The organism is Nocardia sp. NBC_01388 (assembly GCF_045040085.1).
In the GTDB taxonomy this organism is placed as follows: Bacteria; Actinomycetota; Actinomycetes; order Mycobacteriales; family Mycobacteriaceae; genus Nocardia.
Map to the genome: position 1 here is coordinate 5,463,054 of NZ_CP109553.1, position 22,031 is coordinate 5,485,084.

A 22,031-nucleotide genomic window follows, 5' to 3' on the forward strand; every position below is an offset into this window, starting at 1 on the left:
GGCTTCTGAATCCCAGTGCGGACGGGACCGGCCGAAACACCCCAATGGCCCGGCGATCGGATAAGTTCACTGTCGTGTCGGCGTCTGTGAAATCGCTCCTGAGCACTTTGACCGCCCGCGGCCCGCATTCGGTGCTGCGCGGCAACCTCGGCATTGCCGGACAGCCAGGGGTGGTGTACACACCCGAGAAAGGGCTCAACCTGCCGGCGGTGGCCTTCGGGCACGGCTGGCTGACGGGCGCTGCGAACTATCGGCGACTGCTCGAGCATCTGGCCTCCTGGGGTTACGTTGCCGCCGCGCCCGATACCGAACGCGGCCCGATCCCTTCGCATCTGAACCTCGCGACCGATCTGCTCACCACCCTGGACATCTGTGCCGGGGTGCGGCTGGGCGGCGGCGATATCAGCGTGCATCCCGACCGGCTGGCGCTGGCCGGGCACGGCATGGGTGCGGGCGCGGCGGTCATCGCCGCCTCGCAGCGTGAGGTCGCGGCCGTCGCCGCGCTCTTCCCGTCCCCCACCGCCCCGTCCGCCGAGGCCCTCGCCCCCGGAATCGACACCGCCGCACTGATCCTGGCCGGCGCCTCCGATATCGGCTCGGTCAGCTCCAATGCCATCCCGCTCGCCACCGCCTGGGGCGGCAAGACGATTCTGCGTTCGGTCGAAAAGGCCACGCACAACGGCATGGTCGAGGGCCGCCGCGCCCTGTCGGCCCTCGGCGCCGGCAAGCACGAACCCAAAACCGAACGCCTCACCCGCGCCCTCCTCGTCGGCTTCCTCAACTTCGAACTCCTCGGCGACAAGAAATACAAACTCTTCGCCGACCCCGAAGCCCTCCTGCCCCACACCGAAGTAGTCGACCCCGAGGCAGTGGAAGAAGAGCCCGAACACCCCCAAAAACTCCCCCTCCTGCAACTCGTCCAAGCCCTCCGCAAGTAATTACACCCACCACCCCCGTAGCCGGAATCCGCCGAAACCCGCTGGAGTACAGCAGGTATGGATCCCGGCCAAGCAAGCCGGGATGACGAGGGCCTTCGACGGCCGCCGCCCCGACGCGGAAGAACCGGCGTCCTACGCGGAATTCTGCGCGGCCGTCGACCTGTGCGGTTTGTCGTCCTTGCGGCGCGTCCGATTTCACGGCGTGGCATCCGAGAGTTCGGGGATTTCGACGCCGCCTTCTGGGATTTCTACCGTCGGATCGGCGTTGGCGTGGGACGGGGGCGAATTTCCGCCGGGGGGAGTGATTTCGGCGAAGGATGGGGAGGGGTCCGGTGGCGATGCCCGGTGGGGGGGTATGACTGATGCGGGATCACGGTCAGGGGCTAATTGCACCTGATCAGGTGCAACTCGACCGGCGCCGGGGAGCGCCGCGTCGTCTGGCGATGGCGGGGTTCCTTCTGTCGTGGGCGGGCCTTTGACGATGCAAGATGGTGGGCCCTGGTCCGGGGATTGTGCGTCGGGCTTGGGGGTGGTTCGGCTTTCTTGTTGCGGGGCTGGGCATTCCGCTGATTGCGGCGGGATATCGCAGGTGGGGGCCGGAGCCGATTGCGCAGGAGGGGCAAGGCAGCTGTCAGGTGATGATTTCTGCTCGGTGCCTGGGCTTTCGGAGGTTGTGGCCGGACTGGGGTCCGGATGTTGTTGCTGCCCAGGGTGATTCGCTTCGGGGTGTGGGCAGCGATCGGCAGGGGCTTCGCCGTCTTTACCGGCTGGGGACGGATGGTCGGCTGGATGCTGTGGGTCCGGGGCGGGATCAGCAGCGGGATCCGGGTGGGCGGAAGGGTCGGAGGAGTGCAGGAGATCTGTCAGGGAGGAGAGCTTGCTGGGGTCCAGGACTGACAGCAGGGATCGGATGAGGTCGGCCAGGCTGGTGAGGCCGTGGGAATCCGAATTGGGCTGGGACTGCAGATGACTGGAACCCTCAGAGTGCGCGCCGGGTGCAGCTCGGTTGGCACCGTCTGGCGGTGCAGAGGGCACGGGCTGGGCTGAACCATTCGGCCGAGCGTTGGGAACTGACTGCGCCTCCTCAGGCGGGGTGTACGGCATCGATTGGGGCTGTACACATCCGGCAGCGCGGGAGTCCGGGGATGGGTCCGGCACGGAGGCTGACGACGAGTCCGGCGGGCAGTGTGGTTGGGCGGATTGCGATTCCACCGCAGCCGGTGCGGTCGAGGCGGAGCCGGCGGCCTGGGGGCCGCCTGAGGTGACCGATGGATAGCTCTGATGTGGTTGAGCCGGTTCCGGTCGCTGCGCCCCTCCGACGTCCGGCACTGCCTGAGGTTGCCTCCTCTGTTCACCCGGGGCCGTTTCCGGCTGTTGCCCCCGTTCAGCCGGAGCCGGTTTCGGCTGCGGTCCCCGAGCGGCGTCCGGAGACTGTTCCGAAGCGGGCGCGACGACGGGGATCGCGGCGGGCTGCGGGTAGGGCAGGTCCAGGATCTGGTTCATGGCCGCGACAATGGTGTCGTAGTGGGTTTCGAAGCAGCGGTCGGTGGCGGTACAGGCAGCCTGGAATGCGGCGAGTTTGCGTTCCACATCGGGTTTGAATGTGGTGGTGAGCCAGGGGTCGGGGTGATCGCCGAGCATGGCTTCGATATCGTCCGGCGACTTGCCTGCGATCGCGAGTTTCCTTGCGCCGTCGGTGGTTTCCTCGAGCAACCCCAGCACGCTCTCGGCTTTGCCGAGCACGGCCTGCCGCAACGGCTCGACGGCAGCACCGATGACCGCGGCGGCGGTGCGGGCGGCATCGATATCCTCACGGGCCCGGCGCAATTGGGTGACCACCATCGCGAGCGCCGCACCGCCGGCACCGCTGCTCCAGCAGGACGGGAGGCTTTGCGCCACACCGTACTGGGCAGCCCACTGCGCTTCGGATTGGTCGAGCGCCTGCACCAATTCCGTTCGCGCGCCGTCGAGTTTCGCGAGATCGGCGCTGCGCTGCTCGTCGTATGCGGCTTGCAGGGCGCTGAGGTCGACATCATGTGGCGCCGTGAACGCCTTGTCGTAGAGCGGCAGGAACCGCTCCCAGTACTCCAGCCCGGGCGCGCCGTAATCCAGGATGTCGTCGATCGATTTGCCGCTCATATCGAAGGTCATGGATGTACCCCCGATACCGCGGCCGCGCGCTCATGATCGATGCGCGCGTAATCCGCGGCTGCGCCGTCGAATACGTCGGCAGTCGCGGCCGTGACCGTAGACCAGCGGTGCAGGCACGCCGCAATGTGCTCGAATCCGTGCTGCACTGCCGCGCCCGACGCTGAATAGTTGCGCCCGGCTTCGTCATTGCCGATGCCGAACACATGCGCACCCACCCGGCGGGACTGCTGCTCGAGCGTATCGGCGCACCCCCGCAGTGTGGTGATCGTGTCGCGCAGCCCGTCCAGATCTACGCCGAGCACGTCGAATCCACCCATCGATCCCCCCCTCGCTCGAATCCCCCCGGTTCGGCTACCTGCCCAGGCGCCCTTCGTCTGTGCGCACCCACTCGGAGGAGCCGTCCGGATGATGATGGAACTCCCAGGCCGAGTAGTCACCGCCGGTATCCACGACGGTCACATGATCGGCGTACCCGTCGTGATCCATATCGGTCCACACGTGCATGGCGTGGTCGGTATTGGTGGTCACGGTGTCGGGCAGACCGTCACCATCGATATCCTGGGTCGGGTGCGCTAGCTCTATCGCGCCGAGCGCACCGAGCTCGGAATGTGAGTCGAGATTCGGCAGATCCAGGCCCGGCAGATCACCCGATGTGACCATGTGCGCTCCTCCGCAGTGACGTGATAACCATCCTGTCACTCGCGCCGACGGCACGCAGCCCCTTCATACCGAATGTGGATAACTCTCAGCTGTGGATAACTCAGTGCTTCGGAATGATGATCCACAGAATGATGTAGAGGATGAACTGCGGTCCGGGCAGCAGGCAGGAGAGCACGAACAGCAGCCGGACGATATTGGCGTTCCAGCCGAAGTATTCGGCAATGCCCCCGCAGACTCCGGCAATCCACTTGTCATGGTTCGAACGGGTCAGGCGCTTGGTGGTCTGTGTTGTCATACCTCCACTCTCCGCACCGCGGGCCCGCCGCACATCGGTCCCCTGACCCATTCGCACCCTGAACTTCGGTAGGGCGGAGTCAGGGTGCAACCCTGAACAGGGCAGAATCGCGCAGGTGAGCACCACTCTGCATGCGCGCGGACTCGCTGCCGGACACGGCGAACGCACCCTCTTCGAAGACCTCGATCTCATCCTGGCCCCCGGCGATGTGATCGGCCTGGTGGGGGTGAACGGCGCCGGAAAGTCCACTCTGCTGCGCATGCTCGCCGACGGGCACGCCCCCGAGGGCGAGATCACCCTCAGCCCGCCCGATGCCACGGTCGGCTACCTGGCCCAGGAACCGGAGCGCATCGAGGGCGAGACGGTGCTCGAATTCCTGCGCCGCCGCACCGGCGTCGGCGAGGCCCAGCGCATCATGGACGAGGCCGCCGAACGACTGGCCGAAGGCGGCGACGACGAGTTCTCCCCCGCCCTGGAACGCTGGCTCGCCCTCGGCGGCGCGGATCTGGAGCAGCGCGCCGACGAGACCGCCGCCGACCTCGGCCTGACCGCCAGCCTGCCGCACGGCCTGGAAACCCCCATGACTGTTCTGTCCGGCGGCCAGGCGGCCCGCGCCGGTCTGGCCTCGGTCCTGTTGTCCCGCTTCGACATTCTGCTGCTGGACGAGCCCACCAACGACCTCGACCTGGACGGCCTGGCCCGCCTGGAGCAGTTCGTCACCGGCATCCGCGAGCCGCTCATGGTGATCAGCCACGACCGAGAGTTCCTGGCGCGCACCGTGAACAGCATTGTGGAACTGGATCTGGCACAGCAGCAGGTCGGCATCTACGACGGTGGCTACGAGTCGTATCTCGAGGAACGCGAGATCGCCCGCCGCCACGTCCGCGAGGCCTTCGAGGACTACGCCGACACCAAGGCCGGCCTCGAAGCCCGCGCCGGCATGCAGCGCAATTGGATGGAACACGGTGTGCGCAATGCCCGCCGCAAGAGCAAGCAGGACTCCGACAAACTCGGCCGCAAAGCGCGCGCGGAAGCCACCGAGAAGCAGGCGTCGAAGGTCAAACAGACCATGCGCCGCATCGAGCGCCTGGACGCGGTCGAGGAGCCGCGCAAGGAGTGGGAACTGCGCATGGTCATCGCCGCCGCCCCCCGCAGCGGCTCGGTCGTCGCCACCCTCTCGAATGCGACTGTCACACGCGGTGATTTCACCCTCGGCCCCGTCACCGTCCAGGTGGACTACGGCGACCGCATCGTCCTGACCGGAGCCAACGGCGCGGGCAAATCCACCCTGCTGTCGGTCCTGCTCGGAAAAACGAAGCCGGACAACGGATCCGCCTCCCTCGGCTCCGCGGTGGCGATCGGCGAAGTCGACCAGGCCCGCGGCCTCTTCCGCGGAACCTCCACCCTCTCCGATACTTTCAGCGCCGAAATCCCCGACTGGCCCGAAGCCGAAGTCCGCACCCTCCTGGCCAAATTCGGCCTCCGCGGCCCACACGTCCTGCGCCCCAACGACACCCTCTCCCCCGGCGAACGCACCCGAGCCGCCCTGGCCCTCCTGCAAGCCCGCGGCGTCAACCTCCTGGTCCTCGACGAGCCCACCAACCACCTGGACCTGGCCGCCATCGAACAACTCGAGGAGGCAGTCGAATCCTTCACCGGCACAGTCCTCCTCGTCACCCATGACCGCCGCATGCTCGACAACGTCCGTGCCACCCGCCGCTGGCACCTGGAGAGCGGCAAACTCACAGAGGACTAGCCACCCAACCGAGAGAGCCGGACAATTTCGGCGTGACCACCCAGTCGTGCCCTACCAACCCGCAGGCCATTTCATCGAGAGGGCTCTCACGGTGGCGACCCGCAAACCGCCACCGTGAGAGCCCTCTCGATGAGTAAGCCTCCCTCAAGGGCACCCCTGAGCCTTTGTTCTTGCGCCTTCTGTCTTTTCGAGTTTTGTCTCGCAAGGTAACCAGGGCCAGTCCCCCTGTCAGGAACGTGAGGTTCCCCCTGAGCCGGGAGCCCAAGCCGGGTACGGCAGGCGACGTGCCCAGCACGGCTTCTTTTCCGCACGCCGTTCGACGGAACAGCCTCCCTCTCTACCGAACAGCCCCGACAAGGTCTGTTCGATCCAGAGATACGCTGTTCGACCCACCAGACGGGCTGTGCGATCCAGACACGGGCTGTTCGCTCAGCCGAGACGGGCTGTGCCGGTCGAGCAGGCAGGCGTTGCGATCGAGCAGACAGGCTGTGCGGCCAGCCGGGGTCAGACGGCGGCGACCAGCTTGGCGAGGTCGTCGGCCAGGCGCTGGGCGAGGCCGGGGTCGGTGGCTTCCACCATGACGCGGACGAGTTGTTCGGTTCCGCTGGGGCGCAGCAGGACTCGGCCGGTGTCGCCGAGGAGGCGTTCGGCTTCGGTGACCGCGGCGACGACCTCGGTGGCGGTCGCGACGGCGGCCTTGTCGGAGACGTGGACGTTCACCAGGACCTGCGGGACGGTCTGCACGATGGCCGCGAGATCGGCCAGGGTGCGGCCGGTTTCGGCCATTCGGGCCATCAGCTTGAGGCCGGTGAGGACGCCGTCGCCGGTGGTGCCGAATTTGGGCAGCACCACATGGCCGGATTGTTCGCCGCCGAGGGTGAGGCCGCTGCGGCGCAGCTCCTCCAGCACGTAGCGATCGCCGACGGCGGTGGTGCGCATGGCGATTCCGGCCTCGCGCATGGCGATGTGCAGACCCAGATTGCTCATGACGGTGGCGACGAGGGTGTCCTCGGCCAGTTCGCCGGAGTCCCGCATGGCCAGCGCGATGACGGCCATGATGGCGTCGCCGTCGACGATGGCGCCGGTGGCGTCCACGGCCAGGCAGCGGTCGGCGTCACCGTCCAGCGCCAGGCCCAGATCGCCGCCGTGTTCGACCACCGCGCGCTGGATCGGCCCCAGATGCGTCGATCCGCAACCCTCGTTGATGTTCAGGCCGTCGGGATCGGCATTGATGGCGACCACCGTCGCGCCCGCCTCACGGAGGGCGGCCGGGCCGACCTCGGAGGCCGCGCCGTGCGCGCAGTCCACCACCACGGTGAGCCCGCTCAGGTCACGCCCGGTGGCTTCCACCAGGTGCTCCACATAGCGCTCATGGGTGCCTTCGAGGCTGTACTGATCGTGGGTGCCGAACAGCTGCCCCGGCTTGCCGAGCACCCGCCCGACGCCCGCGCCCACAGGCCGATTGAACCTGCCCTCGGCCATGAGCGTCTCGATGCGGTCCTCGATGGCGTCGTCGAGCTTGTGCCCGCCCGCGGCGAAGATCTTGATGCCGTTGTCCGGCATGGGATTGTGCGAGGCGGAGATCATCACGCCCAGGCACGCGTCGTACACGCCGGTGAGGTAGGCGACGGCCGGTGTCGGCAGAACACCTACCGAAAGTACGTCCACGCCAACGGAAGTCAGCCCCGCGGTGACTGCGGCCTCCAGCATTTCACCACTGGCACGCGGGTCACGCCCCACCACGGCCAGTGCGCGCTTCTTCCCGCGACTGAGCACCTGCGCCGCGGCGGCCGAAACCTGCAGCGCCAGTTCCGGACTCAGCGAGTCGTTGGCGAGCCCGCGGACTCCGTCGGTGCCGAACAAACGTCCCATACCTCACCCCTGACCGGTCGATATACAGCACGAGAGCAGGCACCCGAACGGTTCGCGAAAACCGTTGCAGGGAGCCTGCTCTCGTACAGGTTGCCGTGTAGACCGTACCGCGTTCGGCCCGAAGCAGGTTCGAACACGGTGCAGCCCGACGGCGGAAAATCAGCGCTTCGAGTACTGCGGCGCCTTGCGGGCCTTCTTCAGACCGTACTTCTTACGCTCGACGGCGCGGTCGTCACGGGTCAGGAAGCCGGCACGCTTGAGGGCGGGACGGTCATCCGGGGTGACGATGATCAGCGCACGCGCGATCGCCAGACGCAGGGCGCCGGCCTGACCGGACGGGCCGCCGCCGACGAGACGAGCGAAGATGTCGAAGGACTCGCTGCGCTCGACGAGCACCAGCGGGGACTTCACCAGCTGCTGGTGCACCTTGTTCGGGAAGTAGTTCTCGATGGTGCGGCCGTTCAGCACGAAGTTGCCGGAACCCGGCACCAGGCGCACGCGAACAACGGCTTCCTTACGACGGCCGACGGTCTGCACCGGGCGGTCGATGAGGACCGGAGCGAAGGTCTCTTCCTCGGCGGTGAACTCGGCCTCGTAGCCGTCACCCTCCTCGACGACCTCGACGGTGGTGTCTTCCACGACGAACTCGTCGTCGTTGAATTCCTCAGGAGCGGTCACTGTGCCACCTGCTTGATCTCGAACGGAATGGGCTGCTGGGCAGCATGCGGGTGGTTCGGGCCTGCGTAGACCTTCAGCTTGCCGCCGATGCTGTTACCGAGCTTGTTCTTCGGGATCATGCCCTTGACCGCGCGCTCGACCAGACGGTCGGGGCGGGTGTCCAGGATTTCGCCGACGGAGCGGGACTTGAGTCCGCCCGGGTGCCCGGAGTGGGTGTGGATGAACTTGTTCTCACGCTTGTTGCCGGAAACGGCAACCTTGTCAGCGTTGATGATGATGACGAAGTCGCCACCATCGACGTGCGGAGCGTAGGTCGGCTTGGTCTTGCCGCGCAGCAGGTTCGCTGCCTGAACGGCGAGACGTCCGAGGACTACGTCAGTGGCGTCGATGACGTACCACTGGCGGGTCACGTCACCCGCCTTCGGGCTGTACGTAGGCACAGTCGTTCCCTGTCTGTCGTATGTGGTGCCAGCCAGGCATGTGGTCGAGTGATCCCGGCGGCTGGTGGAGACCCGGGGCTCGCGCGACAGCCAGGAATGAACCCCGGCCGTACCGCACGCCAACGAGCCACAGTACCAGCGCTGCCCTATCGACCTGAAACCGGCCGCTGCCCCACCGGCCGGAACCGGACTACGACCAGGTCAGATCTGCATCGGCGGGCCCGGGTCCACACCTCGGACCGGTCCCGGAATGGTGTAGCGCAGCGTATCGATGCCGAGCGTGAGGCAACCTAGGTGCTGCGGATCGTCGATGCTGGAGATGCCCGGCAGCGGGGTGCCCGAGGCCCACGGGGTCAGCGCGCAGACCTGATCGATCAGGTGCGTATCCAACATGTCGGATATGCCGGACTGCCCGGCCGCGAGCTGCACCGATTCGGTATCGGAATGCATCATGCCCATGGTGCCCAGCGCGGCGGCGCCGATGATGATGGGCGCACCGAACAGGTTGCCCTTCATCTTGTTCCACAGCTTACCCTTACGCTTGCCGTCACCACCGGAACTCGAATCAGACTGTCCGGCACCTTCTTCCGGCGGCTGCGGATTCGGCTGACGCGACCCACTCTGCGGCATCGACCCACCGTACATCGCACCGGCCTGACCAGGAGCGTTTCCGGAAGGACCCGCAAAGTTCGCACCCGGTCCGCCGTAGTTGCCCGGGCCGTATCCCGTGCCCGGAGCGCCGTAATCACCCTGTCCGGGCTGGCCGAACCGGCCCTGCGCGGACCCGTCCTGCGGGCCGTAGCCGGGTTGCCCCTGCTGTCCGTAGTTCGGTTGCCCCTGCTGGCCGTAACCGGGTTGCCCCTGCGGAGCGCCGGTCGGACCGTAACCCGGACCATATTGCACCGCAGGAGAATTGGGCTGATCCGAACCCGGGTTCTGCTGTCCCGCAACGGGATTAGTCTGCCCGGGCCCATAGCCCTCACCGGCCGGACGCTGTTGCGCACCGGGCTGGCCGTAACCCTGCCACTCCTGGCCGTAACCCTGGCTCTCCTGGCCGGGCTGCGCCGTATGCCCCATGACAGCCGTCATCTGATCATCGGCCGGAGTCCCCGGCGGCCGGGTGAAACGTCCACCCACCCCCGCCAGCCCCGGCGGCAGCCCACCGCGCGAAGCGGTCGGAACCTGCGCGAGGTCCTCGGCACTCACCCGCCGGGTCTCCCCCGCTGGATCGACCACCGGCTGTGTTCCGGTGACAGGACCTGCCGCATGCGGAGATTCGGTGCGCGGTGCACCGGATTCACTCGGCGGCGCCACATTTCGCGGACCCTGATCCACCGGCCGGGCCTCCGCGCCTGCCGGCTCCGGCACCGCCGGGCCCTGCGGCGCGACCTGTCCGTGCCGCGGGAACTCCCCGGTCGAGGGCCCGGACCGGCCACCGTGGTCCGCATGCCGCGGCGCGCTCGGGGTCGAACCCTGTTGCGGGACCTGCGTTTCCGGGCGAGCCGCCATCGCCTCCGCGGTGAGCTCACTGTCATTGACCAGCAGATGCGTGGCGCCGAGCACCAGCGCGTGCATCGGATGCTCCGCCACGTGGAACCGGTGCCCGAGATGGTTCTGGAAGGCCAGTCGCAGCGCGTCGTTGAAGCACACATTGCCGGCCAGCAGCACGGTGGAGGTATCGGCGCCGACGCCGCGCGCGGCGGCCATCACCTCGATGACCACATTGTCGGCGGCCCGCGCCTGATGCAGAGCGTCGGCGGTGATGGGCACGCTCACCGATTCGGTGGGCTGATCGTCGTCGCCGTGCACGGCCACCACCAGCACTTCACGTCCGTCGGAGTAGACGCCGGTGGCGCCGGCCCCCGGCCCGCGACCGGTGCCGCGCACCAGTCCGAGCGCGCGAATGTATCCGGAGAGCGCCACCGATTCGGGCAGCGCCTCGGCCACAACGCCGAGGTTCTCGACCAGGCGCACGAATTCGTCGACCTTGGGGTCGGGCCACTCATCGGGGAACGGCAGCGCCAGCACATCGGGCTGCGCGCCCAGATGTGTGATCACCGCCGCCAGCGGATTGAACATGCGTGCCTTGAACACCAGGTCCGCGGGCCAGGTCGCCCCGGCCACCACGATCTGCGGATGCCCCAGGATGTCGCGCACATCGGAGATGGCGATGCCGACGTCGGGACGCCGGTCCACACCTGCGGTATGCAGTCGGCCGGATGAATCCGCCAGCAGATAGGCGGGCGGTGTATATGTGCCCTCGACCTGGACCGGACGTATCGACGCGCCACCGCCACCGGCGGCCACCGATACCACGTCCCAGCCCAGATGCACTGCCCCAACTCGAGCTGTCACAGCCATCAGTGTGCCTGCTCGCCGAGGGAAGCGCGCGACTCCCTGCCCAACCGGGCCCCCGGGGTCATACCGCGGACTTCTTCAGCCGCAGCCGCGACCAGGTGAACAGCGTCAGAATGACGGTGAGCACCAGCAGCATGCCGATATCCAGATACCAGATATTCGCCGCGTGCTTCCACAGCCGATCGGGCTGCGCGGTGGCGAAGAGCTCGCGAATATTGACCGTGGACGCGCCCGACGCATAGCCCCAGCGCGCCGGGAACAGCCACGAAACCTGTTCCAGCACAACACGGCTGGTCACCGGGATCATGCCGCCCGCCATGACCAGCTGCGCCATGATGGTGACCACCAGCAGCGGCATCACCTGCTCATTGGACTTGGCGAGTGTGGACAGCAGCAGCCCGACCACTACACAGGTCACCGCGGTCATCGCGATATCGATGTACAACTCGGCGCTACCAGCGGAGAGGACCGCGCCCGGTCCCGGCCGCTTTTTGGCCAGGAGCACGATGCCCATCATCACGCCGGACTGCAGCAGCGCGGCGAAGCTGAACACCACGACCTTGGACATCAGGTAGGAGCCGGAGCGCAATCCGACCGCGCGCTCGCGGTAGTAGATGGCACGCTCGCCCACCAGATCACGCACCGTCAGTGTCGATCCCATGAAGCAGGCGCCGAGAATCAGCACCACCAGCAGCGATTGCGCCTCACTGCCGCCGGTGGCGACGAAGGAGCCGTCGGGCATCTGGGTGAACCCGCCCTTCTGGAAGCCGTTCTTGCCCGGCACCACCAGCGACAGCCCGCCCAGCACGAACGGAAGTATCAGCAGGAAGGCGAGATACCCGCGATCGGCGAGCACCAGCCGGAACTGCCGGCGCGACAGTGTCGAGAACTGCTTGAGTGCACTGGATTTCGGTGGCTTCGCCTTCCCGCCCTGCTGCACGGCCGGTGGTGGTGGCGCAAATGCCTGCCTGGAGCGGAAATTCGCGAAGGCGCGATCGGGATCACTGGCGACGCGGGAGAAGATCTCCGCCCAGTCACTGGTGCCGAGGAAATCGCGCACACTGCCCGGATGCCCGCAGAACGCGGTCTTGCCGCCGGGCGCGAGCAGCAGCACCTGATCGCACATATCCAGGCACGCAACGGAATGCGTGACCACGATAACGGTGCGGCCGGCGTCGGCGAGCTCGCGCAGCATGGTCATGACCTGACGGTCCAGCGCCGGATCCAGACCGGAGGTGGGCTCGTCGAGAATCAGCAGCGAGGGACCGGTGAGCAGTTCCATGGCCACCGAGGCGCGCTTGCGCTGACCACCGGAGAGCCGGTCCACCCGGGTATCGGCATGCTGGGTGAGCGAAAGCTCGTCCAGCACACCGTCGATGACGCGCTGCCGGTCGGCCCGGCTGGTATCGGGCGGCAGTCGCAGCTGTGCGGCGAAACCGAGCGCCTGTTTGACGGTGAGCTGCCGGTGCAGCACATCGTCCTGCGGCACCATGCCGATGCGCGAGCGCAGCGCTTCGTATTCGGCGTGCAGCCCGCGACCCTCGAAGGTGACCACACCCGAGGACGGTTGTGTCGTTCCCGCAATGAGTTTGGACAAGGTCGACTTGCCCGCACCGGACGGGCCGATGAGCGCGGTCAGCGTGCCCCGCCCGGCCTGCATATTCACATCGACGAGCAGCTGCTTATTGCCCTCGACGGTGAAACTGACCCCGTGCACGTGCAGACCCTGCTCGGCGGGCGGGCGCTCCCGGCGCACGAGAGTGCCCTGCTGAACCTCGAAGTCGACATTACCGACGGTGATGATGTCGCGGTCGCGCAGCACCGCGCGCTGCTCACGGCGGCCGTTGACGAAGGTGCCATTGGCCGATCCGAGATCCTCGATGGCCAGATTGCCGCGATCGGACAGCAGCCGGGCATGCCGGCGCGAGGCCAGCGGATCATTGACGACGATCTGATTGTCACTGGTACGGCCGATGTTCAAGCCGCCCGGCGGAATTCGATCCGCCCGCGCGGCCGGACCGGTGGCCGCGCGTGCCCGCACCGGCGGCGCCGCCGAAATGCTGGCCTTGGCAGTCATATTCAGATTGTCCGGAGCTTCGGGGTGCAGCGGCACCGATGGTTGCACCGGCTGCTGCCGCGACTGCGGCTGCACCGGATGCTGCGGCCCCGACTGCGGCTGCACCGGATGCTGCGGCCCCGACTGCGGCTGCACCGGATGCTGCGGCCCCGACTGCGCAGGGCGCGGCGGTACGTGCACCGGCGGCTGGGCCCCGCTGACAGGCGGACGCCCACCCTGTACGTGCGGCTGCTGCCCGGAGACCGGCGGGCGCTGCTGCGGCGGCGTAGGCGGCCACTGCGGCTGCGGCCGATTCTGCACCGGCGGCACCCAGCGCTGCTGCGGCTGCGGCTGCGACGGCGGCTGCGACGGCGGTCCCTGCGGGGTCCCCACCCGCGGAATCAGGTGCAGCAGTGGACCGGTGATGGCATCGCCGAGCCGAACCTGGGTGGGCCGGTCGATCGGGATCGGCTGGCTCAACCGGCGAGCGTCCACGAAAACGCCGTTGGTGCTGCCGTTGTCAGCGAGCACCCAGCTGTTCCCGCGCCAGGCCAGGGTCGCGTGCACACGGGAAACCAGCGGGCTGTCGACAAAGACTATGACTTCCGGGGCCCGCCCCATGGTGATCTGCTGGCTCGCGTCGAAGACCCGATCGGTTCCTTCATGACGCACGGTGATCTGCTGCGCCCCCGGTAAAGACATGGCCCGGATACTACCGGCTGCACCGCCGCGGACCCGGGGAGTATCCGGCCGTCCGCCGAGAGCCCGGCGGCAGGCATCGATCCGGCCGCAACCGCCCGGAACCGCAGGTAACCCGCACGGCGCGGTGGCGGCCCGGCGGATAATATGCGTGAGGCTCGGGCTGCGCGGTATGCCGCGATATCCGATCCGGGGTGGATTTGCGGTCGGCCGTGAGGGAGTGGATGTGGGGATGCGCGGGCGCCGGGCGACAGTGACATTCGCCGTTCTCATCTTGATCGCTGTGCTGTTGACCGGGTGCACACGAAACATCGGCGGCCGGGCGGTCTCGATCTACGACGATCCGTTCAAAGTGGCCGGACTACCCACCACCAGTGGTCCGAACGGACCGCGCACGGGCGTCCCGGATTCGACGCTGACAGCGTCGAATTCCGACGGCGGGCCGATCGACAAGCTGGTCCTCAACGCCCTCGATGATATTCAGACCTATTGGCAGGGTGAGTATCCGAAGGAGTTCGACGGCGCCTTCGCACCCGTCGACAAGTTCATCTCCTGGAGCGCGAAGGCCCCGCGAGCGCAGTCCGTGCAGTTCTGTCAGGAGAGCACCTACCGGCTCGTCAATGCCGCGTTCTGCAGTCTCGACGGCTCCATCGGCTGGGACCGCACGGTGCTGCTGCCGACCGTGCAGGACACCTTCGGGAAGATGTCGGTGGTGACGGTGCTGGCGCACGAGTACGGCCACGCCATCCAGACCATGGCCAATATCGTCAATCGCAAGACCCCGACCCTGGTCAAGGAGCAGCAGGCCGACTGTTTCTCCGGCGCGTTCATTCGCTATGTGGCAGAGGGCAAAGCGAAGCATTTCACCATCAATACCTCCGATGGCCTGAACGCGATCCTGGCCACCACCGTCGCCATTCGCGACGAGAATCCGAATGATCCGGGCAGCGTGCACGGTTCCGCGTTCGAGCGTGTCACCGCCGTGCAGGTCGGTTTCACCGATGGGCCCAAGGGCTGTAAAAGCATCGATACCAAGGAGATCGAGCGCCGGCGCGGCAATCTGCCGCAGTCGCTGGGCAGTGACACCGCGGACAATGAGACGGATGTGGACCAGGCCCATCTCGACCAGCTGACCAAGGAGATGGCCGCCATCATGCCGATCTCCAAGGAGCCGAAGTACAGCTACGACAGCGCGAAGATGAGCTGCCGCAATGGAAAAGACACCGAACCGGTCACCTACTGCCCCGCCACCAACACCATCGGCACCGATCTGCCCGCGCTGCACGATCGGGGCGTGGTCAATACCGATGAGCAGGACGGCCTTCCGGTCAAGGTGACCGGCGCCTTCACCGCCTACGTGGTCTTCATCTCCCGCTATGCGCTGGCGGTGCAGCAGAGCACCGGGCAGACGCTCAAGGGTGCGAAGACCGGTCTGCGCGCGGCCTGCCTCTCCGGCGTGATCACCGGAAAGATGGCCGACCCCGGCCGATCCAAGTCCGACGGTGATATCGGGCTGTCCTCGGGCGATCTGGACGAGGCGGTATCGGGCCTGCTCACCGACGGCCTGGCCGCCAGCGACACCGACGGCAATACGGTGCCGAGCGGCTTCTCCCGAGTGGACGCCTTCCGCGCCGGCGTCCTGGGCAACCAGAACACCTGCACCTCACGGTATTCGTAGCTCACCCGAACGGCGGCGGCGCGACCGGCTCCAGCCGCAGCACCCGATTTCCCAGCATCATCTCGGTCCCCGGAACCAGCGTCATCGGCTGATTCGCTTGCAGCCGAACCCAATCCCGATATCCGGGCAGCCGCGCCCGGGTGCCGTTGGTCGATCCCCGATCGACCAGCGTGACATCCCAGTTCACCAGCCGGATTTCGGCGTGCGCCCGGGACATGCCACCGGAATTGTCGTCGATCTTCAAGGGCGCCAGCCCCGCTCGCGCCGCCTCGGACTGCTCCGGATCGCGGCCCACCACGGCATCGGCGGCCAGCATGTAGGTCATACCGTCGTCGAGCACCAGCATGCCCAGCGGCGGCCGGATCACCTCGGCCACCGGCTGGGTCTGATCCACCGGCATTCCGCACACACTGCAGAACGCCGACCGGGGATCGCTGGGATGCGCTCGCGCACACTTGAATCCGAGCACCTTGACGGTGAGCGCGGTGGCCTTGGCCGTCGCCTCGAGCCGGCGCTGAAGATCCGGATCGGGTTTCGGCGCCGGATTGGTGCCGCCTGTTTCGGCCGGGCCGCCGCTCGGGTCAGCCCGTCGGACGCCGCCCATCTCGGTGGGTGCGCGATGCGGGTCGCAGTCGTCCGCAGCCCGCCCGAGCGGATCGTAACCGGCTGTGGCAGGGGGTGATTCGAGCTCTCGCTCATCGCTCGGAACAGGCGGAAGATACAGCCCAGCGGGAACGCTGGTCGAGGTGCGGGTCGGAGTCAGGTTGGGATCCAGCGGAATCGGCTGTGAGTCCGACTCGTAGGCGGCGGTCGGCGGCGGATCCGGCAGCTGCGGCACCGCCGGTTCTCCTTCGAACCACACCACCGCGCCCACGGCCTGCGCGACACCCGCCACCAGCGAACCGATTCCGCGCTCGGGTAGCTCCGGCACCCGCCGCTTGCCATCCTCGACGAACAGCGCCGCGGCCCGCCCGGGCTGCTCGGCGATCCGGTCCACGGTGAATGCCGCGTCACCGCCGCGGTAGTACTCGACCGCGCGCCCGGCCAGCACCGCGGTCACCGAACCGTGCAGGAAGATGGCGAGGCCACCATTCTGGGCCGCGGTCAGAATGCCGAACTCGACCGGCTGTCCAGGTGAGATCCGCTCGGCCTCCTTCATGAGCCAGCGCGTCGCCTGCCGCGCCACCAGCCCACCGGGCCCGCCGGGCGACTGCCGGGTCGCCTCGGTCACCAGATCGGCCAGGGCATTCGCCGCGGCCACGGCCCGCGAACCCGCTGTCAATCGCTCCCGCTCCCGGTGCGCGACCAGCAGTACCGACCCCGCGACCCGCATGAGCACATGGTTGCCCGCGACAACCTCGACCTGCCGATCCATCAACGGAACCGGCCCCTGGAATACACGCGGCACGGGACGTTCAACACAGAGACCAGGTTACGTGCACCGGCTTCCGCTGGGTCATCCCGGAGCGGGTGCAGTCGGTAAGCTCCGGCTGGCAGCGCCCCATACCACCGAGTCGATCAGGAGTCCCAGCATGGCGATGAGTCCCGGCACCATCGTCGGCGGCTACCGGATCGTCCGGGTGCTCGGCTCCGGCGGTATGGGCACCGTCTATCTCGGCAAGCATCCGAGCCTGCCGCGCATGGATGCGCTGAAGGTGCTGTCCGCGGACCTGTCCCGCGATCAGGAGTTCCGGGCGCGCTTCGAACGCGAGGCCAATCTGGTTGCGGGCCTGGACCATCCGAATATCGTCTCGGTGCACAATCGGGGCGAGGAGAACGGCCAGCTGTGGATCGCCATGCAGTATGTGGAGGGCACCGACGCCTCGGCCGAGGCCAAACGCGATCCGGCCGCCATGACTCCGCTGCGCGCTCTGAGCATTACCACCCAGGTCGGCAAGGGCCTGGACTACGCGCACCGCAAGGGCCTGCTGCACCGCGATATCAAACCCGCCAACTTCCTGCTCTCCAGTGTGGACGGCGAGGACGAGCGCGCCCTGCTGGCCGATTTCGGTGTGGCCAAATCCACCGAGGACACCACCGAACTCACCCAGACCGGCAGTTTCGTGGCGACCATCGCCTATGCCCCGCCGGAACAGCTCTCCGGCGACACCCTCGACCACCGCGCCGATATCTACAGCCTGGCCTGCTCGTTCTACAAACTGCTCGTCGGCCAGAACCCTTATCCGGCAACACAACCGGCCATGGTCATGATGGGTCACCTACATGAGCCGCCGCCCCGTCCCACCGCGGTCAACCCGCATCTGCCGGTCGCGCTGGACTATCTCTTCGCGCGCGCCCTGGCCAAGAATCCGGCCGATCGTTTCAACAGCTCCCGGGAATTCACCGATGCGGCGGCCAATGCGCTGACGCCCGGCTACAACCCGGTCTCCACCCATACCTCCCCCACCTATCCCATTCAGGTGGCGTCGCCCGGCATGCTGCAGCGCCCGGGTGAGAATGCCAGCGCCGCAGTCACTTCCAAGACCGCGGTGGCCGTGGGCAAGAAGAACCGCAAACGCCGCTACCTCGGCGCGGCCGCCGGAGCGGTGGTGGTGGCGGTGGCCGCCGGTGTCGGCATCGTCACTCTGAGCGGCGGTGATCACACCGGCAACCCCCCGGCCGTCAATTCGGTGAACGCCGCCCCCACCTCGGCGAACAGCGGTCTGACCCCACTGGCCCAGGCGCGCAGTAACAATCCCGCCTTCCAGGGCAAGGTCATCACGCTGGTAGACGTCAACCAGCAGAACTCGACCCTGGGCCACTATTCGATCTACCTGACCGGCAGCCAGCAGGCGAAGTTCATGGAGAGCCTCGGCTTCGTCTACAACGTCGCGTACTCGCCCAATGGCGATGAGACCTCGCCGCGCGCCTCGGACGGCTGGGGTTCGCTGCAGGTGACCGACAACTCCTATGTCGTCGCCGTCCGCAGTGACGAAAAGGCCGGTGGCGGTGGACTACTCGGCCTCCCCAGCGAGATTACCAGCTCACGGGCCATCGTGGTGCCGCTCGACGACCCCGCCGCCGTCGCCGCCATGCGCAATTGGACCCCGGACTCGGAACAGGTTCTGCTGAGCAAACTGGTGCCGGTGCTGCACAACCGGGTGAAGTAGGGTGGCCCGATCGCGGGCCGACGGAGGGGAACCATGCGGAAACTGGGGCGGGCGGCGCTCAGCGCCACAGTAGCGCTGGCGCTCGCACTGACGGCGGCCTGTGGATCCGGATCGCACAAACCGGCCGGCCTCCCCGTACCGGTCGTGAACCTGGCGAGCCTGGACGTCGGAAACCTCACCACCCAGCCGAAGTACTACGGCAAGCCGACCGTGTTCGATATGGCCAGGCAGGTGGAGGCCATGCGGATGGGCGGCTACATACCGCTGCCCGTGCAGGTCGATCCGGAGGTCAAGTATCCGGCGCAGGCCATGGGCGTCACCGTGCGCACCTTCGTCGACTTCGGTTCGCAGGCGATCCACAGCCGCGTCGCCGCCGACCCGGCCGTATTGAACGCCGCCGCAAAAGGATTCCTGTCCGGATTTGTCAGCAGTGGCAAATCCGACGAGAAGGTCAGCCTGTCGTACGAGCTGGAGAACATCGTCCTGCTCTTCACCGACGACAAATCCGCGGCCGATGCGGCGCAGGCGCTCGGACAGGCCGATTTCGACGCCACCCCAGGCGCCGAGCGGATCCAGATCGACAAGTATCCGGCCGCCTACGCCCTGGCCGAGAACAGCGACGGCGGCCCGGTCCGATCCTGGTATGCCACCGGCAGATTCGTCATTCTGACCAATATCTTCGACAGTGTCCTGAGTGCGATCGGCTCCCGGGATCTGCCCAAGCAGATCGGCCGGGTGCAACGCAGCCTGGATGTCATACCGCCCGCGCTCGCCACATTCCCGGCCACGCCGGTGGACCAGCTCATGGAGGTGCCGGTGGATCCGGACGGCATCATGGCGCGGGCGCTGCCCACCTTCGCCGATGATCCCGATCAGGCCGGCATGCCGGGTGTGTACGACCGCCAGGGCGGGCTGCAGGTCGTGCAGGGGCCCGACGAGGTCAAGCTTTTCGACGACGCGGGCGTGGACCGGGTGGCGTGGAAGGGCAACTACGTCTACCGCGCCCGCGACGCCGCGGGCGCGGCCAAGATCGTCGCGGCGCACAGCGAGACCTCACGATTGTTCCGGCCCGCCGAATCACCGAAGAATCTGCCGAATGCCAAATGCCGCAAGTACATCGGCCCGGAATTCGCGGCGAACGCGCACTACTGCTTCGTCTCCTACGGCCGATACGCCGCCGAGGTGTCGGCGGGTCAGCTGCTGGACGCACAGCAGCGCATTTCCGCGCAGTACGCCATTCTGGTCAATGCACACTGAGCCGGGGGGACTGTGATGCTGTCACGACGAATTCGCGGCGGGGCCCTGGGTCTTGCCGCACTCGCGCTGACCGGGTGCGGAGCACACGTCGGCGGCACGGCGCATCCGGACGAAATCGATGTGCGCACACTGGATGTGGGGCCGTACTCCACCGCGCCGCTGGAGCAGCGGTACATCTACTACCCCTCCATGTCCTCCGGTCTGAATCTGGCGTCCATGCGGCTGGCCGATCAGGTGGTCAACGGTCCGGAGATCGATCCGACGCTCAAATACGGCACCGGGATGGCGGCCTTCACCAACGCCGACAGTGCGACCATGCTCGCGGCGGTTTCCCGGCCGGTGCTCGCGAGCAATGGCATGCTGTTCGGCGTCAGCGCCAGCAATGCGGACCGGCAACTCGACAGGAATGAGCCGATACCGGGCGATCTGGGGTTCACCGTGGTCACCGTCGTGCAGTTTTCGGACGAGGCCGCCGCGGCCAAGGCGGCCGCCGAACTGGACGCCGCCGACTTCGGAGTCGCGGCTGAGGTGAATCAGCCGCTCACATTGGCCAAATATCCTGCCGCGCACGCACATTGGCGTCCCGGCGTGGCTTCGATGGGATCGACGCTGGCGCACGGCAATTATGTCATCGACCTCATGGTGGGCGAGAAGACGCCGGAGGCAGATCCACTGACCGCCCTCGCCGAGAAGGTGTACGACACCGAACTGCCGCTGCTGGACGGATTGAAGCCCCTCAGCAAAGAGGATGCATTACGCCTGCCCGACGACCCCGACGATATGTTGCGGCAGACGCTGTCGCCCAGCGCTTTCGGCATTCCGGACCCGCAGACGCAGGCCCGCTACGAATTGCGCGGTTTCCTGAATCAGGTCGGCGATCAAGACTATTGGTCGCGCCTGATGAAAAGCGCCGGTGTGGACCGTTTCTCGAAGAGTTCGGAAATGGCGAGCAGCAGCATGCTGTACCGGACTCGTGATACCGCCGCCGCGACAGAGCTGGCAGGGGTGATTCTGGACAAGTCCTATCCGGGCGCGGCCGATGCACCGGCGGTGCTGCCGAATTCGAAATGCGGCGAAAACCCCATTCAGGACAACTTCGAGATCAAGCGGTTCCGCTGTGTGGTGACGTATCGCCAATACGTTGCGACGGTGGAGAGCGATCAGTTGGACGACGCCCATCAGCGGGCCGCGGCACAGTACGGATTGCTGGCAAACAGCACCTGGTGACCCCGGTGTGACCGTACGCACTGGTCAGCGAGACCGATCCTTGGGTAGTGTGCTGGCCAATTGCTGTCACAGGGGTGGAACCGCCGGGCCAGGACCCTCGTCTAATCACTGTGTAAAGGTCGTCAGCCCGCGCTGTGCTCGACACCGCGTTGTTCGAACTGATTGAAAGGAGGCACCGTGGCCGGTGCATTCGAAGCCAGTAATGAGCTCATCCAGGCCAAGGCCCAGGAGTTCAAGAAGACGCACGACATGCTCATGCACGCCATTGCGGATCTGAAGCGCGATGAAGACAACATGACCGTCGGCTCGAACTGGCAGGGCGGCGCACGCGATGCGTTCAACGCCTTCATGGAGCGCTACTACTTCCAGGCCGACAAGCTCAACGACAAGCTGGTGCAGACGACCGAGAACCTCATCCGGGTCGGCTCCAACTACGAAGAGCACGACCAGGACTACAAGGCCCAGATCAATGCGCAGGTCTCCAGCCTCGACCTGCCGCCCGTGTAACCCGAACCGGACGCACACACTTCAGTAAAGGACAGCACCATGGCAGCAGCGAACGGTCAGGTCATCTCCGCGCACTTCGAAGGCGTGGCGGACGGCGCCAACTCGGTCATCCGCCGGGCAGAGCACATTCGCGATCAGCTCGAAGCCTTCCACCGCAGCGTGGAGGAGTTCGTCACCAACAATTGGAAGGGCGACGCCAACGAAGCGTTCGCCGATATGCAGCGCACCTGGAACACCCACGTGGCCCAGCTCAACGCCACCCTCAGTGGCGCAGGCACCCTGGTCCGCACCGGCAATGCCGAACTCCAGGCCAAGGACATCGCCCTCGCGGGCCTGTTCTGACCAGCAG

Annotated in this window: 18 protein-coding genes; 9 read left to right on the forward strand and 9 right to left on the reverse strand. The window is 66.9% G+C overall.

Annotated features, from left to right (window positions below):
• Nucleotides 1-44 precede the first annotated feature (44 nt).
• Both OG716_RS26735 and OG716_RS26740 read left to right on the forward strand, forming a co-directional pair.
• A complete protein-coding gene (locus OG716_RS26735) occupies nucleotides 45-938 on the forward strand; it encodes a dienelactone hydrolase family protein (RefSeq protein WP_405133430.1) in 894 nt (297 codons plus the stop codon).
• A gap of 1,524 nt (nucleotides 939-2,462) precedes the next feature.
• Nucleotides 2,463-3,125, forward strand: coding sequence for a hypothetical protein (locus OG716_RS26740; RefSeq protein WP_405133431.1), 663 nt, complete (start codon nucleotides 2,463-2,465; stop codon nucleotides 3,123-3,125).
• Here OG716_RS26740 and OG716_RS26745 read toward each other — a convergent pair.
• The 3 genes from OG716_RS26745 to OG716_RS26755 form a co-directional block, all read right to left on the reverse strand.
• Nucleotides 3,086-3,406 (reverse strand): hypothetical protein, encoded by a 321-nt coding sequence (locus OG716_RS26745; RefSeq protein WP_355124597.1) that lies wholly within the window; start codon nucleotides 3,404-3,406, stop codon nucleotides 3,086-3,088. The two genes, OG716_RS26740 and OG716_RS26745, sit on opposite strands and share 40 nt — an antisense overlap.
• Nucleotides 3,407-3,440: 34 nt before the next feature.
• Nucleotides 3,441-3,749 (reverse strand): DUF6802 family protein, encoded by a 309-nt coding sequence (locus OG716_RS26750; protein ID WP_355124595.1) that lies wholly within the window; start codon nucleotides 3,747-3,749, stop codon nucleotides 3,441-3,443.
• Between the two features lie 100 nt (nucleotides 3,750-3,849).
• Nucleotides 3,850-4,044: a PspC domain-containing protein gene (locus OG716_RS26755; protein WP_355124593.1), complete on the reverse strand. Its 195-nt coding sequence runs from the start codon at nucleotides 4,042-4,044 to the stop codon at nucleotides 3,850-3,852.
• A gap of 115 nt (nucleotides 4,045-4,159) precedes the next feature.
• Between OG716_RS26755 and OG716_RS26760 the strand changes: the two genes are divergently transcribed.
• Entirely contained in the window at nucleotides 4,160-5,800 is a 1,641-nt protein-coding gene (locus OG716_RS26760; RefSeq protein WP_405133432.1) for an ABC-F family ATP-binding cassette domain-containing protein, read from the forward strand.
• Between the two features lie 504 nt (nucleotides 5,801-6,304).
• Here OG716_RS26760 and glmM read toward each other — a convergent pair.
• From glmM to OG716_RS26785, 5 genes are all read right to left on the reverse strand, one after another.
• The gene (gene glmM, locus OG716_RS26765) at nucleotides 6,305-7,672 is read right to left on the reverse strand and encodes a phosphoglucosamine mutase (RefSeq protein WP_405133433.1); all 1,368 of its coding nucleotides are present in this window, start codon (nucleotides 7,670-7,672) and stop codon (nucleotides 6,305-6,307) included.
• A gap of 159 nt (nucleotides 7,673-7,831) precedes the next feature.
• Nucleotides 7,832-8,350: a 30S ribosomal protein S9 gene (gene rpsI, locus OG716_RS26770; RefSeq protein ID WP_327143807.1), complete on the reverse strand. Its 519-nt coding sequence runs from the start codon at nucleotides 8,348-8,350 to the stop codon at nucleotides 7,832-7,834.
• Entirely contained in the window at nucleotides 8,347-8,790 is a 444-nt protein-coding gene (gene rplM / locus OG716_RS26775) for a 50S ribosomal protein L13 (protein WP_297621223.1), read from the reverse strand. The genes rpsI and rplM overlap by 4 nt, the downstream gene beginning before the upstream one ends.
• A 201-nt stretch (nucleotides 8,791-8,991) precedes the next feature.
• On the reverse strand, nucleotides 8,992-11,145 hold the full coding sequence (locus OG716_RS26780) for a hypothetical protein (protein WP_405133434.1): 2,154 nt from the start codon (nucleotides 11,143-11,145) through the stop codon (nucleotides 8,992-8,994).
• Between the two features lie 64 nt (nucleotides 11,146-11,209).
• On the reverse strand, nucleotides 11,210-13,906 hold the full coding sequence (locus OG716_RS26785) for an FHA domain-containing protein (RefSeq protein ID WP_405133435.1): 2,697 nt from the start codon (nucleotides 13,904-13,906) through the stop codon (nucleotides 11,210-11,212).
• Nucleotides 13,907-14,135: 229 nt separating this feature from the next.
• On the opposite strand from OG716_RS26785, the gene OG716_RS26790 reads away from it, so the two are divergent.
• Nucleotides 14,136-15,581 (forward strand): metallopeptidase, encoded by a 1,446-nt coding sequence (locus tag OG716_RS26790; protein ID WP_405139931.1) that lies wholly within the window; start codon nucleotides 14,136-14,138, stop codon nucleotides 15,579-15,581.
• Between the two features lies 1 nt (nucleotide 15,582).
• Here OG716_RS26790 and OG716_RS26795 read toward each other — a convergent pair whose 3' ends face one another.
• Complete coding sequence (locus OG716_RS26795) at nucleotides 15,583-16,956, reverse strand: FHA domain-containing protein (protein WP_405133436.1); 1,374 nt, start codon at nucleotides 16,954-16,956, stop codon at nucleotides 15,583-15,585.
• 157 nt (nucleotides 16,957-17,113) lie between these two features.
• Between OG716_RS26795 and OG716_RS26800 the strand changes: the two genes are divergently transcribed.
• The 5 genes from OG716_RS26800 (at nucleotide 17,114) to OG716_RS26820 (ending at nucleotide 22,024) form a co-directional block, all read left to right on the forward strand.
• Nucleotides 17,114-18,691 carry a serine/threonine-protein kinase gene (locus OG716_RS26800; protein ID WP_405133437.1) on the forward strand — a complete coding sequence of 526 codons (1,578 nt, stop codon included), beginning with the start codon at nucleotides 17,114-17,116 and terminating at the stop codon, nucleotides 18,689-18,691.
• A 33-nt stretch (nucleotides 18,692-18,724) separates the two neighbouring features.
• Nucleotides 18,725-19,948 carry a hypothetical protein gene (locus OG716_RS26805; RefSeq protein WP_405133438.1) on the forward strand — a complete coding sequence of 408 codons (1,224 nt, stop codon included), beginning with the start codon at nucleotides 18,725-18,727 and terminating at the stop codon, nucleotides 19,946-19,948.
• Between the two features lie 15 nt (nucleotides 19,949-19,963).
• Nucleotides 19,964-21,175 (forward strand): hypothetical protein, encoded by a 1,212-nt coding sequence (locus OG716_RS26810; protein WP_405133439.1) that lies wholly within the window; start codon nucleotides 19,964-19,966, stop codon nucleotides 21,173-21,175.
• A gap of 177 nt (nucleotides 21,176-21,352) precedes the next feature.
• Complete coding sequence (locus tag OG716_RS26815; protein ID WP_327143800.1) at nucleotides 21,353-21,682, forward strand: WXG100 family type VII secretion target; 330 nt, start codon at nucleotides 21,353-21,355, stop codon at nucleotides 21,680-21,682.
• 39 nt (nucleotides 21,683-21,721) lie between these two features.
• Nucleotides 21,722-22,024, forward strand: a complete 303-nt coding sequence (locus OG716_RS26820; protein ID WP_327143799.1) for a WXG100 family type VII secretion target — start codon at nucleotides 21,722-21,724, stop codon at nucleotides 22,022-22,024.
• Nucleotides 22,025-22,031: the final 7 nt, after the last annotated feature.